General features: G+C 59.9%; 10 protein-coding genes. 6 read left to right on the top strand and 4 right to left on the bottom strand.

From position 1 onward, the window contains the following. Positions 1-114 precede the first annotated feature (114 nt). Complete coding sequence (locus O9H32_RS16815) at positions 115-3,075, bottom strand: polysaccharide lyase family 8 super-sandwich domain-containing protein (protein WP_269867279.1); 2,961 nt, start codon at positions 3,073-3,075, stop codon at positions 115-117. A gap of 315 nt (positions 3,076-3,390) precedes the next feature. On the opposite strand from O9H32_RS16815, the gene O9H32_RS16810 reads away from it, so the two are divergent. The 4 genes from O9H32_RS16810 (at position 3,391) to O9H32_RS16795 (ending at position 6,461) form a co-directional block, all read left to right on the top strand. Then, positions 3,391-3,540: a hypothetical protein gene (locus O9H32_RS16810; RefSeq protein ID WP_269867278.1), complete on the top strand. Its 150-nt coding sequence runs from the start codon at positions 3,391-3,393 to the stop codon at positions 3,538-3,540. Positions 3,541-3,946: 406 nt separating this feature from the next. After that, on the top strand, positions 3,947-5,137 hold the full coding sequence (locus O9H32_RS16805; protein ID WP_269867277.1) for a cytochrome P450: 1,191 nt from the start codon (positions 3,947-3,949) through the stop codon (positions 5,135-5,137). A gap of 530 nt (positions 5,138-5,667) precedes the next feature. Then, complete coding sequence (locus O9H32_RS16800; RefSeq protein WP_269867276.1) at positions 5,668-6,177, top strand: WGxxGxxG family protein; 510 nt, start codon at positions 5,668-5,670, stop codon at positions 6,175-6,177. Between the two features lie 47 nt (positions 6,178-6,224). After that, complete coding sequence (locus O9H32_RS16795; RefSeq protein ID WP_269867275.1) at positions 6,225-6,461, top strand: YozQ family protein; 237 nt, start codon at positions 6,225-6,227, stop codon at positions 6,459-6,461. Between the two features lie 56 nt (positions 6,462-6,517). Here the strand turns inward: O9H32_RS16795 and O9H32_RS16790 are convergent, their stop codons facing one another. Then, positions 6,518-13,381, bottom strand: coding sequence for an S-layer homology domain-containing protein (locus O9H32_RS16790; protein WP_269867274.1), 6,864 nt, complete (start codon positions 13,379-13,381; stop codon positions 6,518-6,520). Positions 13,382-14,084: 703 nt separating this feature from the next. On the opposite strand from O9H32_RS16790, the gene O9H32_RS16785 reads away from it, so the two are divergent. Next, positions 14,085-14,816 carry a ZIP family metal transporter gene (locus O9H32_RS16785; protein WP_269867273.1) on the top strand — a complete coding sequence of 244 codons (732 nt, stop codon included), beginning with the start codon at positions 14,085-14,087 and terminating at the stop codon, positions 14,814-14,816. A gap of 89 nt (positions 14,817-14,905) precedes the next feature. Here the strand turns inward: O9H32_RS16785 and O9H32_RS16780 are convergent, their stop codons facing one another. Together O9H32_RS16780 and ku are read right to left on the bottom strand one after the other, a co-directional pair. Beyond that, a complete protein-coding gene (locus tag O9H32_RS16780; protein WP_269867272.1) occupies positions 14,906-15,139 on the bottom strand; it encodes a DUF2188 domain-containing protein in 234 nt (77 codons plus the stop codon). A gap of 281 nt (positions 15,140-15,420) precedes the next feature. Then, entirely contained in the window at positions 15,421-16,290 is an 870-nt protein-coding gene (gene ku, locus O9H32_RS16775) for a non-homologous end joining protein Ku (protein WP_269867271.1), read from the bottom strand. Positions 16,291-16,699: 409 nt separating this feature from the next. Here ku and O9H32_RS16770 point away from each other — a divergent pair, with 409 nt between their 5' ends. Further along, a complete protein-coding gene (locus tag O9H32_RS16770; RefSeq protein ID WP_269867270.1) occupies positions 16,700-17,173 on the top strand; it encodes a hypothetical protein in 474 nt (157 codons plus the stop codon). Positions 17,174-17,279: the final 106 nt, after the last annotated feature.

The following is a 17,279-nucleotide window of genomic DNA, read 5'->3' as shown; positions in this document are numbered from 1 at the left end:
CATTCGCTCCCCTTCGATATTCTTAGGATACATACGCACGAAGGAGCCCGCGGTTGTATGGGCGACAAAAAACGGGCTGGAATCCGAAGATACCAGCCCGTTTCAGTCTATCCTCTACTTGGAGGTATAGATCCGGTAGATCAGAACAGCCGTCTCCGCCCGTGTGGCGGTGGCCAGCGGCTTCAGCTTCGTTCCGTCTCCCTCCACTACTTTGTTCTTGATGAGGGTCGCCGCACTGTCGACTGCATAAGCCGCCACCTGTCCGCGGTCTGTGAACCCGCTCAAGTCCTCGGGTGTGCCTGCCTCCAGGCTGCGTCCGGCAGCCTTCAGCGCTCTCGAGATAAGCACCATCATATCCTGTCTCGAGATGGCCATCTTCGGATTGAACTTGCCGTCTTCTCCCCCTTGGGCTATGCCCAGGCGCTTCGCTATGCCGACGGCTTCCGCATAGTAGGCCGCCGAGGACACGTCGACAAAGGACATATCCGGTTCGGCCTTCAGTCCGAGCGAACGGACCAGCAGCGAGATGAAATCCGCGCGGGTTACATTCGCAGCCGGTGAGAACGTGTTCGGTCCCGTTCCGTTGACGATGCCTTTGGCGGCCAGCTCGCCGATCTGGCTGCTAGCCCAAGTATATTTGGCCGTATCCTGGAAGGACACCGCATGAGCCGGGATCGTGAACGTTGCCTGCATCACAGCTCCGAGCGAATCCTTGGCGTTCACGGTCATCTTGATCGTTGGAGTGGTCTGCGTCACTGTGATCCGCGGATCTGCGGATACGGTCGACACGCCTTCGTGGGCCAGCTCGACCTCGATGATGCCGTCCTCGCTGCGGGATGGATCGGAGATGCTGACCGTAAGCTCTTTGCCCTGTACCTGCGTCATCACGGCCGAACGCTTGTTGACCGTAATGCCCCCCGCATTCATCGGACCGTCATTCCAGAAGAGGGCGGCCGTTACGCCGCTGACATTCTCCTGCACCGCGTGGACGCTGCCGTTATTCGCCAGCACGCGGATATCCGGATTCGCGGCATACGTTCCGACCTGCTGGGCCGACTTGTTCGGCAGAAGCACGTACTGGTAAGAAGCGCCCGCTGGGTTGGTCCCGTGATCGAACCAGAGCGTAAGATAGTTCCGGGTATGCTCGGGGTTGCCCGGAGGAGCCTGCAGCACGTTGATCGTCCCCCACTTGCCCTTGCGGGACTCGCGCAGACCTTTCACATTCGCGGCACCTTCAGGGAAATAGTAGCCTATATCGGCTCCCTCTCCGTTGCCCGCCTGATGCGCCCACTGGACTCCCGTCATCGACTCGGTCCATCCAAGGGTTGCCGGTTTCTCGGAGCCGTTCACCGTCAGTGCGTTCGATCCGTCCTCGTTGATCTTGCGGTTGTCGATAATGGTCTCGACCGGATTATTGTCCGTCGAGTTGATATCCGATCCCAGCGCCACTACCTCATCATCGAACATGAACCAGGATTTCTTCGCGGTAAGCGTCGGATCCCAAGGCGATGCAAGGTCCATCCCCGCCGCACCGAAAGTACCGTTCGACACGCCTCCGACCCAATCCTTCGGATTCGTGAAGCCCTGCTGGTCCCCGGACTTGATCGCCTTCTGGGTCACAGTCGTCCCCGGCAGCCGGTACGGATTGACGGTGGCCCAGAATTCATCCGCATACTGGGTGTCATCCTCGTTGTAAAGATACGTCATCCCGCTGCCCGTGTACCAGCCGCGCAGGTTCTCCGGGTTCGCCTCATAGTTGGCGATCCGCTTGGAGAACATGCTCAGTCCGAATGCAAAACCAGGGCGGTGATGCACCGCGCGGGCCATCTGGTTGAACACTTTGTTCTGGGTGAGCTCGCCTTTTGGCTTCACCGATTGATGAGTGACCGTCGCCTTAGCGAGTACGAGCATGTTAAGCGTAGCGATATCATAGAAGCTCGGGTCGTTCGCCACCCAATTCTTGATCATGCTTTTGTATTCCGCCGCGTATTCGATCGGTGCGACCTGCGAGAGGCGCATGATGCCGCTGATAAGTTTGTGCCCGGCGACATCATCCTGGAAGTAATACCGTGAAATTTCGCGCCCGCGCACCATATCCATCAGCTGCCCGTCCTTGTAGAGGAACGGCTCGAAGGAATCATGCACCCATTTCCAGACGTTGGCGGTCTCCGGATCCTTGACTTCCCATTCCGTGCCCTTCAGCAGGTACATCAGTCCTGCAAGTTCCTGAAGGAACGAGTTGCCGTAACCTCCGTTGTAAGCGAACTCCCCGTGCTGTACGAACGATCCGTCGGCGTAGAAGCCGTCGTTCGAGGTGACGTACTTGAATACGTTCTTTTCCCCGGTATGCCCGTCGGTCAAGTCGCTGAGCCCGTCGCGCCCCATGACCAGCTTGTCCCGGTTCCCGTCGAGAATCCCCCGCACGGCGTGCACTTTGGCCCGCCATACGCGGTTCGCTCCCCAGTATTCATATCCGAGCCCGGCTTGGTTCGGGGAATGGTGGTCGATGGCCGCAATCCACTTCGCGCGCTGCTCCGGCGTCAGGTCGTTATACATGAGCACCATCGTGTCCTCAAGCCGCAGCGGCGCCCCGATCTCCCAGTCCCACCAGTTGCCGTAGGCCTTGCGAACCGTATAGCGGTTGTCTCCCATCCACTCGAGGCCGCGGATAATGTCGGCTTTCAGGTTCTGGTTCTTCTCTAGACCGCTCCCCTTGGTCGAATAGGCCAGGGCCATCGCTTTCAGCCTGTCGTACGCCTCGGTGATTTCCGCCGAAGCGCCGTTATTTTTGAGATCGGTCCATAAGCATTTGCATTCGGCGCTCGCCGCGTCCTTCTGGAGCGTGTCCCAATAGCCCGACTTCTTGTCGTTGGTGACTTCCCCGTCAATCTCTCCGATCCGCCTTGCGATATCCGGATCTTTGGGATCATAGGCCGTCCCCCCGGTCATGGTCTCCTTCCATTTCGTCCGCATCCGGCCGAACGTATCGGCAGCCTCGGCATCCCCGCCCGTCAGGGACTCACAGGAGACGAGGAGCAGCGATACCAGCGTGATCATGCCGACCCACTTTTTCATCTTTCCTTTCAATAGGAACACTCCCACCATCCGATAATTTTTCTCTGTTTGACTCACTTGTTCTTCACACGCTCTTCCAGTCGTTCTACTTGCTATTCCTCTTTCTCTTCCCTGTCTCTTGCTTCTTTCTCTTCGCGCTGTTCCTGTGTCAACTCGGTCAGACGCGCCCCCTGCCCGCCGGGCTGCATCGCGGGTTCGATACGAATTGTATCGAGCAGGACCTACCTGTGCCTGCAGCAGGTACTCCAGCCGGATTCTTCGATGGCTGCGGCCTGAGCATGCTGCGCCCGGTTCAAATTCACGGACACTCCATGAATGAAAGAGCCCTGGGATCTTGCGCTCGGTATACAGGAAATGGGGGTGCGCGGGGAAGAAGGAACAGCCAGAGGCTTGGGAAGAGACGGCGCTTCCGTGGAAGCGGCTGATTGGGCATCCGTGGACATGCGGAAGTCGATCGGAGCATAGATGTACACCGGGCACACCCTGCCGATCAGCCTGTTTCTACCATTGTAGCGCTAAGAAACTCTTTCTTGCAAGTTTATTCTCCGAAAAAAGACAAAAAGAACCCCTTGAAAACGCGTTCACTTCCGCCTTCTTTGCACCCGCAGGTTCGGTTGCGGGAACGTCAAGGCTCGAAAGCACCACGAAAGACTTCGCTCCGGTCCTATTCGCGGCAATTTCCGCTTATTAGGGCCGCACCCGGTCACCGGCAGCCGCCCTTTCGTCCGGAAGGCAGGATTTGGATTCACGTGCAATCCTGTGGGATAATCAGGAAGAAGGCCCGAAGTCCTGAAGGCAGCCGCCCCTGTGTGAACATAGACCGGCGGGCCGTCCCCCGGGCCGGCACTTATCCGATAAGGAGGCTATCCTAATGAATCCTTTCCTGACACCCGAAATTCTGCGCAACCCTTATCCGATCTATGAATCCATGCGAGCCCGCCAGCCTGTTATGTATATGGAGCAGATGAACTTCTGGTCCGTGTTCCGCTTCGACCATGTGCGTACCGTCCTCTCCGACTCCGCCCGGTTCTCCTCCGGCGGGCGTCCGCCGGAAGAGAAGGCGGCAGCCGGCCAGCGCGAAGGCGGCCTCTCCCTGATTACGACAAACCCGCCGCGGCACACCCAGCTGCGGTCCCTCGTCAACCAGGCCTTCACTCCCAAAGCGGTGGCTGCCATGGAACCCCGCATCGCCGAACTGGCGCATGAGCTGCTCGACCGGGCGGCCGAAGGCGGGGAGTTCGATCTCATCCGGGACTTCGCCTACCCGCTGCCGGTCATCGTTATCGCCGAACTGCTCGGCATTCCGAGCGAGGACCGGGACCGCTTCAAGCATTGGTCCGACGAGGTCGTCGCCTCGGCCGATACGATCCTCGGCGGATCGCTCTCCGGCTCCCAGCAGGCGCACCGGGAGATGAACGAGTATTTCTCCGGCATTATTGAGCAGCGCCGCAAAGAACCGAAGGACGACCTCATCTCCGCGCTGATCGCTGCGGAAGATGGGGAGTTCCACCTCTCCCAGTCGGATATCCTCGCCTTCTGCGCTCTGCTGCTCGTCGCCGGCAACGAGACGACGACGAACCTGATCGGCAATGCCGTCCTCGCCCTGATCGAGCACCCGGAAGAGCTGGCCAAGCTGCGCAGCCGGCCCGAGCTGCTCACCTCGGCTATCGAGGAAGTGCTGCGCTTCCGCTCCCCTGTACAAGCGATGTTCCGCACGGCATCCGGGGATGTGGAAATCGGCGGCCAGCTGATTCCGGCAGGCAGCCGAGTGGTCGCCTGGATCGGATCCGCGAACCGCGACGAGGACAAATTCCCGGAAGCGGGACGATTCGACATCGAACGGACGCCGAACGGCCACATCGCCTTCGGGCACGGCATCCACTTCTGTCTCGGCGCCCCGCTCGCCCGCCTGGAGGCTAAAGTAGCGCTCGAAGCCGTGCTCTCCCGGCTGCCGGAGCTGGCCCTGGCGAGCGAGGAGCCGCTGCCCCCGGCCCGCGGGTTCATCGTCCATGGCGTGAGCAAGCTGCCGCTGCGCTTCCGTCCGGAAGCGGGCAGGAGGTAACCGGTGCCCATGCCGCTTGGCTGGCAGGGGGCGGCATGGCTGCGGTGAGGAAGGCGGCCGGACTGCCGGTTCCTGAAGCCTAGGGCCCTTGGACTTGCCTCAGCGTCCTGATGCCCGCCTGAGGCCGAATCCGCGGCCGCACGGATTGACTTATGCGGGCAGCTTGTTCGGGGAGCTGCCAAGCCAACCCTTATCCTGGTAAGCCATCATATGACGCACTAAGCCACATAGCCGTGTCCGGTAATCCCCTTCTTCCGAAGGGGAGCCAGGCACGGCTATTGCGTCTGCACCGCCGGGTATCCAGGAAGGCTGATCCTGGCATCCTGGCCCCCCCGGCTTCACGGGGAGCTGCAGCGCGATCCTGGCGTTCTCTTCCTGCATGCAGTATATGCAGATGCCCAGTTCAAGTTCTTCCCGGGTCTAACAAGGATGGGGCGTTGATCACCAGAACCTTGGGCCCTGCGTATAAAAGGCAGACTCCGGTGGGAAACCATAGAGGACCGACAACTTAAGCACAGGGAGGAAATCGCATGAAGACTCGCCATACGCTAGCCTTCGCACTCATACTATCCTCTGCCGCGCTGACCTCTCCGGTTCATGCCTCAGGGAACATGCAGAACTGGAGTACCTCCCCCGATCAGGGAACGAGCAGCGCGCAGCGCGGCTATACCAGCCATATCAGCGGCAACAGCGGCTTCAGTGCCACGACCGACACGAGCGGCTACGGCAGCTCCAGCCTGTTCGGAACCTACAATTCCAATGACAACGGACAAGGCGCGATCCCAGGCCGTGATGCGAACATTCAATCCAAGGGTACGAGCAGCGGCTCCGAGGCCGGGAGCGGCACAGGAGCAGGTACACAGGGCGCCTCGGCCCATACGGGCGGCGCAGACGGACACCTGGGGATCCGCTCGGGAGACCAGGGCGTGAATATGCTGGATACCGATGCCGATCAGGATACAAATTGGGGCTGGGTGGGTCTTCTCGGCCTGCTCGGATTGGCCGGGCTCAGGGGCCGCAACAGGGAGAGCCAATATTAGAGAGCCCGGCAGACTAAGGCATGCCGACAATCCAAAGGAGGACCGACATGAACGACAAAGCGTCCGAGGGGCTGCTGAACAACTACCGGAAGGTTGCCGGCCAGAGTTATGATGTATCGGATTACACCAGCAGCGACGAGTCCTCGCAAGGCACGGCGGTAACCCATGAACAGTTCAGCGATGCCTATACGGCGGGAACCAGTGACGGAATGTTCCAGCTCGAACAAGGAGTTGTACATTCGCCGGCTGCAGGCTATGACGAGGAGCAAGAACAACAGCTATAACGCAAAAAGCCCTCGGGTACCCAGAGTCGGGTCCGAGGGCTTCTGCTATCCGGCGCTTATTTCGACGCCAGCAGGTTATATATCACTTGTGCGCTTTCGGCTCGGGTTGTCGTGCCGCCAGGAGCGAAGATACCGGCATCCCTGCCTTGGAGCAGCTTCAGCTTCACAGCGGACTGCACCGAATCCACGGCCCACGCGGATACATCACCCGCATCCGAGAAGATGCTTGAGAGTGTGCTGCCGGACGGAGCTTTACCGCCGGCCTTCACCGAGTAAGCGCGCATGATGAGCATCGCCATCTCTTCCCGGGTGATCAGCTCATCCGGTGCGAAGGTCTGGGCATCCCGTCCTCCCACAATCCCGCTGTTGTAAGCCGTCGCCACCGCTCCGGCGTACCAGGAGCCGGACGCCACGTCGGCGAACGGATGCGCTTGGTTTGGCCTTACTTCCAGCCGCAGCGCACGAACAACCATTGCCGCGAACTCGGCGCGGGTCACGCTTTGCTCCGGAGCAAAGCGCTTGCTGCCTGTACCGTTCACGATTCCCTTGGCTGCCAGCGCCTGAACCGCTGGGGAAGCCCAGTGGCCTGCAGGCAGATCGGTGAACTCGGCTTGGAATTCCAGTACGGCATACTTGCTGAAGTGGCTTACCTTCGCGCTCAGTTCGCCGCCGTTCCAAGTCCCTTCTGCATATTCCAGCTCTCCGTTGTCAGCCAGGTAATAGACACCTGTGGAGCTGCGGTCGGCCGAAGCCTCCACGCTGAAGGTCAGGGTGACCGGCTCACGGAAAGTCTGCAGGCTTTGACGCTTGCCGTCCTTGTCGAGGACCCCGAGCTGGAAGTCATACACCTCACTGAGAGCCTTCACTGCTGCTTCGTTTGCCTTTGACGCTTGGGCAGCAAGCGATTCAGCTTCAGCCTTCGGCAGGGCGGAGATGTGCAGTGTAAGGCTTCCTCCATCGCTGCCTGCCGGGAGCAGCTTCGCCAGTTCGCCGAGCAGAGCGGCGGTCAGCTGCACGGAGACTCCGTTCTTCTTCACCCGGAGGGAGCCGCCTTCCAGTAGCGTCGCAGCGTTCGCCGGAAGCTGCAGCTCGCTCTCCGCTGCTCCGAGCTCCACGGTGACTTGGCCGTCTTGACGCTTAGCCAAGTCGCCTGGGGTTACCTTCTTCGGCTGTTCCTTCGTCCCATCCTGTTGTGCAGGTGTACCCGCGGAATTCCCCGAAGTGCCGCCGCCGCTGCTGTTGTCGCTGCTGTTGTCATTATCGTTATCGTTACCGTTGTCTCCGCCGGAAGCGGCTTCTGTCACGGTAACGTCTACGACAGCCGTTTTGCCTTCATAGGTGACCGTAATCTTCGCCGTGCCTGCGCTCTTCGCCGTGATCCGGCCCGCAGCATCGACACTTGCCACCGCTTCGCTGCTGGATGCATAGGCTGCTTGCGCCGTAACAATCTTATTCAGCGCTGCGTCCGCATAGACCGCCGTGGTGACAACACTGTGCGTGCCTCCCACGGTCAGATTCACGGTTTCGGTGTTCACCGTGATACGCTCGGCAGCCGGAGCCGGAGCAGTTACCGTGACCGTCACTTCCGCTGTCTTGCCTTCGTAAGTGACCGTAATCTTCGCCGTGCCTGCGCTCTTCGCCGTGATCAAGCCCGCCGCGTCGACACTCGCTACCGCTTCGCTGCTTGATGTATAGGCTGCTTGCGCCGTAACAATCTTATTCAGCGCTGCGTCCGCATAGACCGCCGTGGTGACAACACTGTGCGTGCCTCCCACGGTCAGATTCACGGTTTCGGCGTTCACCGTGATACGCTCGGCAGCCGGAGCCGGAGCAGTTACCGTGACCGTCACTTCCGCCGTTTTGCCTTCATAGGTGACCGTAATCTTCGCCGTGCCTGCGCTCTTCGCCGTGATCCGGCCCGCGGCATCGACACTTGCCACCGCTTCGCTGCTGGATGCATAGGCTGCTTGCGCCGTAACAATCTTGTTCAGCGCTGCGTCCGCATAGACTGCCGTGGTGACTACACTATGCGTGCCTCCCACGGTCAGATTCACAGCTTCGGTATTCACCGAGATTCCCGTCAGTTCCGCCGAAGGCTCTTCTCCGCCCGTCGTGCGGGTGATATTTAGCGTCAGCGTTTTGGTCGCATTGTCCTTGCGTCCCTTGTCTTCGTACCATGGCTGGTTCAAGGTTTCGGCCGTAGGCTCGATGTGCAGTTCGAACCGGTTCTCCCCCGGATTCAGCGGGATCTGCTCCAGGTTCACTTCCCCGAACCTGCTCATGGCGCCCTCCGGCAGCGGCTGGCCGTTGATGGTGAAGGCGACGCCGTAAGGCACGACACCCTTCAGATGGAAGGAGCTCTCCGCGGTGGAGTAGGTCACATCTTCACCATAAGTGGTGCGCGGCAGGGTCAGGATCATCGGCATATCCTTCCAGCGGAGGATATAATCGTCGACGACCATCTGGTTGCCGCCCTGGTTCTTGATCGTCAGCTGCATATTCGTATTCGTGGAGCCGTAGGCCCAGTTGCCGTAATCTTCGGTATCCGGGTTCATCCGCTTGTGGCTCGTGAACGCTTCCGTCTCCCACTTGCCCCTTGCATACTTGTAGTCGATCGACTTGCCGGCCATCATCTTGAAGGTGTATTCCACCACCCGCCGGTCCGTAGCTCCGCTCGGCACCTGCAGCTTCGTCGACGATACATTCCAGCCGTTGAACGAGCCGGCTATCGTGATATCGTCGGTGGTCGGGGTGTAATCCGGCAGATGCAGACGCATCTTCACATCCACCATGACGAGCTTCGGCGTAACCGATTGTTCCGCGGAGCGGCTGCGGTTGTAGAAGGCGTCATAGGCCGCAACCGCATACGTGTAGGCCGTATCGTTGCTCACCGCATAGTCGGTGTATTCCCTGGCGGATGCAGGCATGACGGCGATCTTGCGGAACCCGGCCTCGCCGGCTTCCTTGCGGAGCACCTCGTAGCCCGATACGCCTTCCGCATCGGCTGTCCATTTCAGCGTCGCCCGGTTGGATTCCGTCGCGATCTCCTCCAGGAGCGGCGCGGCAGGCGGCGTCGTATCCGCCGGATCGCCGTACACGGCTACGGTCACCGAAGGAGACACGGTGTAAGTCTCGCCGTTATCGGCCGATACCTTGGCCAGGTAGCGGTACAGCCCGGTATCGGTCGGCTCGAACGCCGCCTGGTACACTTTGCTCCCGAGATCCGTATCGCTCTGGTAGCGCAGCTTCGTATCCTGCGCCGCTTCCGGATCCGTGCCATCCTTGTAATAAGCGAGCCTTGTGATCAGGCCCGGCGCTTCTTTGCCCGTATAGGCCGGATTGTCGGTCAGCCCGTACACCGTCACGGTCACCGTAATCGGCTGCGTAGCTTTACCAACACCCGCATAGACACTCTCCGTAATCGTGGATGGCGCGCCTACTTCGTTCACGAGATAGGCAGGAGTGGCGGACGCCATATCGCTGAGGAAGCCTTCGCCCCCGCCAGCCAGTGCCGTTACGGCGTAATAATATTTGGTACCGTTGGCAACGGTGGTATCCTTGTAAGCCGGAACCTCCGCCGTGCCGATCAGCGTCACGGCGCCGCCTTCCATAGCTGCACGGTAGATCCGGTAGCCATCGGCCCCTTCCGCCGCGTTCCAGCTCAGGGAGACTTCACCGTTGCCGCCGGAGGCCGATACCCCGGTCACCGCCGGCGCCGCGTGCAGCTCGCCTTCGGACACCATCATCAGGCCTGTCGTCGCAGGAACCGTAAGGGTCACCTTGCCGCCGGACACTGCCGCCGTAAGGCCGCCCTGGAGCAGATCCTTCAGCTGCAGGCCTTCCGGCAGGAAGCCCGCTACGTCCGCCTCGATCGTCTTCGCTTCGCTGCTCCGGTTGATTACGACCAGCGCGCCCTTGGCGTCGTCCTTGCGGGCATAAGCGATCACTTCCCCTTGGGCGTACGCCGCCTTCAGGTCGCCCGTACGGAAGACGGGATACGTGTTACGCAGCCCCGCCGCTTTCTGGTACGTGGAGAACAATCCGGCGTATTTGCCGGTGCCGGTGAAGGTGCCGTCCCCGTTCGCGCTTACGCGCTCCCACGGGAAGGCTTTCCGGGAATCCGGGTCCTTGGTGCCGGAGAGGCCGACCTCGCTGCCGTAGTAGGTCGACGGCGCGCCGGGATAGCCCATCTGGAAGATCGCAGTCAGCTCTTGCAGCTTCACCGCTTTATCGCTAGCCTCCTCTGCGATGACCAGATGCTCCTCTTCCCACTCCGGATGATCGTACTTCGTAATGGAGCGGATCGTATCGTGGGAGTCTACCAGGTTCATCAGTGCCTGCCAGGCTTCCTTCGGATAATCCTCGCGGATCGATTCCAGCGCCTCGTTCATCGATTCGGCGCTTCCGCCGCCAAGGAAGGACTGCAGAGCCGCGCGGAAGCGGTAGTTCATGACGGAGTCGAACTGGTCGCCGAGCAGGAACTTCGTCGCCACGCCCCACTCTTCGCCGATCAGCACCGGCTCGTCGATCGTGCTGCCGTTCGCATCGGTGCGGCCTGCAGTGGACTTCACCGCTTCGCGGAACTTGGACCAGGTGCCGGCAGAGACGTCAGGCGCCACGTCGAGCCGCCAGCCGCTGGTGCCCATCCACAGCCACCGCTGGGAACCCGTAGTCTGGAGATGCTTCTGCGCCTCGGCCTCGCCGAGTCCCGCCAGGCTGCTGCCGATCACGTTGTCGCGGTAGTGGATACTGTTCCACTCATGCTGTCCCGGCAGAGACATGCCGTCCGCCGGCAGATACTCGGTCGGTGCGAGCTGCGGTTCCTTCGCGTCCATGACCGGAAGCGAATCATAGCCCCACCAGGCGTCATATTTGTAATGCAGGCCGTCGTCGTCCCGGTTTTTGACCATGGCATTCTCGACCGTGAACCAGGTGACATACATAAAGTCCTCTGGGAATTTGTAGTTCACGCCGGTCAGCGGGTTGATCTGCGAGGTGAATTCGGCCCGTACCGCGGCTTCCGCCGCTTCCTTCGACAAGCCCTCCCCGTTCACCTTGCCGTAGACGGCTGCCCAATACTCGTAGGCTCCGATCTCCGGGTACTTCGAGTACCTGTCAAAGTAGATCGAATCGTCTCCGACGTGGTTGAATACGCCGTCGTTGATAATCCGGATACCGGCCGCCTTGGCCGCCTTCGCGAAGTTCGAGAACACGAGGTCCGACGCTTCGCGGGTCTTGACATAGTCGAGGCCCGAAGCAGGATCGCCCGGCGTGTTGTACACCGGCTGCCCGAACATCGGATCGAGGTGCTTGTAGTCGGTGGCATCATACTTGTGGTTGGATGCCGCCCATGCGACCGGATTGAGATATACGGCCGTAATGCCCAGGTTCTTCAGGTAGCTCAGCTTCTGCTCGATCCCCTGGATGTCGCCGCCGTAGAATTCGTTCGTCCACGCACCGTCCGACTCCGACTCCGGATAGTACGGCTGATTCTCCGGCTTGAGGCGGTCCGGGTTCTCCGGCGCATCATTCCAGGCGCCCCACACTTGGTCCGCTGCGGGATCATTCGGCACGCCGCCGTCAAAATACTGCAGCTTCTGCCCGTTCTTCGGAGTAGCGTGCTGCGGATCCAGCGCTCCGCGTGCACCGTCGAGCAGCTTCGCGCGGTTGTTGTCCTTGCTCCCGTCGAAGAACCGGTCCGGGAAGATCTGGTATACGACCGCGTTCTTCATCCAATCCGGCGTCTTGAACTGCGGAGCATAGACGGTCAGGTCGTACGGGAGCGCCCCTTCGTCCGCCACCGCGCCGCTGCCACCGCGGGCGCTGTCGTCGCCGAACTCCACCTTGCTCATCCCGTCCACGAGAATGAACTTGTAGCCCCATACGCCGATACGGCCTCCGAACGCGGAAGCAGGCACGGTTACCTCGAAGTAATCCTTGCCGTCCACCGTCGTCGCTTTGGTCATCAGGTAGGCGGCCGACATGCCGTCCGGCGAAGTCAGCTCCGCCTTGGCCGTCTGTACGTCGCCCGCTGCCGCTGCGATACGCAGCTTAAGATCCTGCCCGGCAGCCGGGATCGCGCCGAATGGCTTCTTGAACGTCACGGAGCGGCTGTCGAAGGCGATCGCTTCCTTCTTGATCTTGCCGTCGAAAGCCCCATCCTGTGCCACATAATTATGGCTAAGCGCTTTCACATCGGCCTTGAGGTCGATGGTGAACGTGACGGCCCCCGCATCCAGCACAGCCAGCTCCAGATTCTTCCCGTCGGCCGTGCCGTAATTCGCGCCCGACCAGCTCGATCCGAAGAGCACCTTGGCTTGATAAGTCCCTGCCGGCAGAGTGCGCTGCAGCTTGTACACGGTGTTGTTGAAATTGTAGTCAACGAAAAACTGCTGCGCCTGGTCCGGGGACCATTCCGCTTCGCCGAATACCCGCTGCACATCGCCCACAAGCCGGGGATGCTGCGCCGCATCCAGCTGCGGGATATACTGCTGCAGGCCCGCTACGCCAGGGACGGAGATCCGGGCTTGCCCCAGCTCTTCGTTCACGTAGAACTTCACGGAGGCAGGCTCCGCCAGCTGGAGCGAGAAGTTCTCGCCGTTGTTGTCGTATCCGGTCCATGTGCCGCTCTTCACGAGCTTGAATTCATGGGTTCCCGCCGGTAGAATCTCACTAGTGTAAGTATAGAACCCTCCCACAATATGCTTCATCTGAGTCTTTTCGGAAGCATTGTTCCAGCCTTGGAAGCTGCCGACGACGACCCACTGGCTCGTCCCGCCCGGCTGCTCCTCATACGTTACGTTGTCCGAAGCGGCCGAAGCCGAACCCGCGAACACGCCCGCAACCAGCTGAATCATCATGAGAACGGCTGTGAATGCCGCCAGCAGTCTGACCCTCTGTCTCCTCTGCCATAATGACATGAATATGTATCCTCCATTCGCAAGATGTGGTAATAAAGCGTTTTCTCGAACATCATAGCATGGGGCAGAAGCCCCCGGCGGTGTACAATATTGACTACCTGCTCGTATTCCGTTGACCATTTGAGGTAGATGGAAGGAATTCGGGAACCCCGCGGATCAAGGAATAAAAACCGGTTTCCTATTCTTCTTGCATTACTGGGTAAATTTGTTTATAAATGCCTTTATTAGGGGACTCTATGGCATGAGAATGCTTGAACGGAAGAGAGCACCATGGACGGAAGCCAAGATTCCGCGCAGGACCTCATGCACGTGCTGCAGGTCTCTTTCAGTAGAGACGATGATCCAATGACCAAGATGCTCCCAAGGACCATATCGAGACAAGCCCCACTAGGGTAAGACGATGGTATAAGAGCGACCGGCTGCGGGGTTCACCCTTGCCAACACGACGGGGTTCGCACCCATAAATTACTCCGTCTCCTCGAATTTGCTCAGTCCCTGAAATGGGCACCGTTCCTTGAACATCGATCCATCCGGCAGCCGTTACCGCCTCCCCCTCGCTTCAGGAGGAAATGCCGGTGGCCGCAAACGAAATCGCCTCCCGCCTGATCGGTACCATCGAAGAGCGCATGACCGAAGCGGGATGATTCCGGTGCATTGCCTGTACACCTGCCTTTCCTGTAAAATAACCGACGGAGGGGAAGTCATGGAAACCGCACTGCTAGGAAGCTTAATCTCAGCCATGGCTACGGTCCTCGGCGCCGTACCCTTATTCTTCGTGAAGACGCTGTCGGAGAAGTGGAAGGATATTCTCATCGCGTTCACCGCTGGCATCATGGTGTCGGCCTCCACCTTCGGCCTGATGCCCCAAGCGATCAAGGAATCGGGCATTGCGGCCTTGACGGTCGGCCTGCTCATTGGCATCGTCGTGCTCGATCTCATCGAGAGGAACATCCCGCATATCGACGTCGAGAATGATACGGGCATCTCGCAGTTCGACTCGAAATCCCTGCTCGTCATCATCGCGCTCTTCATCCATAACATTCCTGAAGGCCTCAGCACCGGCTTCAGCTATGCGAGTGCTGATGAGGGACTCGGTCCGATGGTGGCGATCTCGATCGGCGCGCAGAATATGCCGGAAGGACTCGTGCTTGCCGTCTTCCTCATGAACTCAAAGGTCAGCCGGCTGCGCTCGTTCCTGCTCGTCACCTTGACGGGACTTATGGAGATGGTCTCGGCGGTCATCGGGTATTTTACGGCAAGCTACATTCAGTGGCTCGTAGGCTACGGACTGGCCTTCGCCGCCGGCGCCATGATGTTCATCGTATACAAGGAGCTCGTCCCCGAGAGCCACGGCCACGGATTCGAGAGGCAGTCCACCTACTCGTTCATTCTCGGCCTGCTCGTCATGGTGTACATCAGCTATTGGTTCGGGTGAGGTTCCGGTGCATCTCGCGCGCCGGCCCGTAGGACAAACGCAAAGAAGCCCCGTCGGCCGCCTCAAGCGGCGTGCGGGGCTTCTCTTGCTTACCCTTCGGGCGGATAAGGGTCGTTACCATACGAAACAGACTCGGAGATCCGACCGTCCTTGTTGTGAATTTTGTGCTCCGTCTCGTCCTTCTTGGCCTCTTCCCGGCCGCGCTTCTCCGCTTCCTTCTTCGTATTCTTGTGGCTCACCTTCTCCCCGCTCTGCTGGACGTCCCAGCCGCCTTCCGGGTTCGGCGTCGTATGCACGGTGATCGTGCGCCGGTCTTCCGCCATATGCGTATCCTCCTCTTAGGCTTGGATGATGTTGGGATGATGATGATTGGATAAAGATGCCGGGATGATGAGCTAGGGATAGACAGCTCAGCAGGAAGCCGGTGGGCTCTTCCGTAGAAACCGCACAATGTCACCCAGCGACTGCCGCTCCGCAGCTGCCGGGAGGTCTCCCCGCTCGTCCGGAAGCCGTCCCACTTGATCTCATAGCCCCAGGGCGTCCCTTCCCGGAAGCGTATCGCATAGGATGGGAGACGATTGGCTTGAAGGAGTCCATAGGCTCCTTACGCTCCCGTCCGCTTCGGGCGGGGCTTGGCCCGCCGGGTCTTCGGTTGCGGCTTGCCCGGCGCCGGCGTACGGTCCGCCCCTTTGTCCGTGGACTGGGCCGCTTTCATCTCGTTGAGCGAAGCCTGCAGCGCCTCCATCAGGTTCACGACCTTCTTCTCCGTCTCCTCGGGTGCGAAGGTGACCTCTTTGCCTTCCACCTTCTCCTCGATGGCTTGGAGCAGGCGTTCGCGGTATTCATCCTCGTACTTGCCGGGATCGAAGGAGGCGGAGAGCTGCCCGATCAGCGACTTCGCCATCTCCAGCTCGCGCTTGTCCACCTTATCCTTCTCCCGAAAGCCCGGGATTTCTTCCTTTGGCCGGATCTCCTCCTCGTAATAGAGGATCGCGAGCGACAGGACATCGCCGATAACCCGCAGGGCCGCCAGGCTTCCCTTGCCCCGGATCGCGACATTGGCGATGCCGATTTTCTCCGTGTCCTTCAGCGCTTCGACCAGCAGGTTATACGCGTGGGAGCCCGTTTCTTCGGGTGCCAAATAGTACGTTCTTTGATAGTAGATCGGATCGATCTCTTCGAGATCCACGAAGTCGAGTATGCGGATCTCCCGCGACGTCTCGGAGGCGAGCTCTTCGAGTTCTTCCTTTTCGAAGGTCACATACTTGCCGGGCTCGTATTCGTACCCCTTGACGATCTCGCTCCATTTGACTTCCTCAGCACACTTGGGACATGTACGGGAATAATGAATCGGCACCTTGTGCTCCTTATGAAGCATGCGCATCGGGATATCGTTCTCCTGGGTCGCGGTATACATCTTCACGGGGACATTCACGAGCCCGAAACTCACGGCCCCTTTCCACAGCGTCTGCATCGTTCCCCCTCCTCCACACTCTCTTCAGCGGATGACCACTAACCGGGCCCGCCCGTATGCATTTCATTAACCGGAGGATCTCCCCGTCAATCATAGCGGATGAAGGGAATGGGCGGGCCTTCCGAACCGGCTGGAGCGCCACGGGCTGTGCTGGATGATTCCGCCTGCTGCCTCACCGCCCGAAGGCCGGGTGCCCCGCCCCTAACCGAAGCCGGGGATTCTTCTGCACCTCACCGGCCAGCACGGCATCGACCCTGCTGCCGGCAAGATGGGCTGCGGCATGGAGACCGATGTGTCCGCCGGCCGCTTGATCCGGCAGCCGGCCGACTATATTTGCCTCACCCGGGCATCCGCCCTAGCGGCGGGCGTATAATTTGAATTCATTAGGGTATAAGGGATGGTGAATGGAATGAGCGATACCCGATTGATCCCGCTGCAGCAGTGGATATGCGATAGCTGCGGGGAAACGATCTCCTCCGTACAGGAAGGACAGCTGGAGTGGATTCAGCACAAGGACCGCACGTCGCTCCAGGGCTTCCGGATTGTCCATCTGAGCGGGTGTCATTACCAGGAGGATGAGCTGCAGAAGATGGAGATTTCCGAACATACGGCCCTTCAGGACTGCGTGGGTTCCAAAGGTCTGGTGAAGCTGTTCGGCCTCCTGGAGAGCAAGAATTACGTAGACCGCACGGAAATTATGGACCTGATCCGGCGATTGCACATCCACTATTATGAGGAAGCAAGATTGTATTGGCCCCGGGCCATCCAGGAGGATATCATCGCCAACAGCAGCAGCTGGAGCAACTATGATCCCGATTTCCTGCTGGAGCTGATCCGCTATTACAACCGGCCCCGGGACTTCCGGAGGAAGGGAGCCTACTGATGCGTCCCGGCACGGACCCGGGGAAGGCTTCAGCATAAGAGTTCCCCTTACGCCGGAAGGTTCTTCCGCGCTGCGATTCCAAGGTCTTCACGCGTTCCATGGCCTT

It is taken from the genome of Paenibacillus caseinilyticus (assembly GCF_027533645.1).
Lineage (GTDB): Bacteria > Bacillota > Bacilli > Paenibacillales > NBRC-103111 > Paenibacillus_G > Paenibacillus_G caseinilyticus.
Note: the sequence above shows the minus strand (reverse complement) of the source record. Positions and strands in the feature narration are given on the sequence as shown.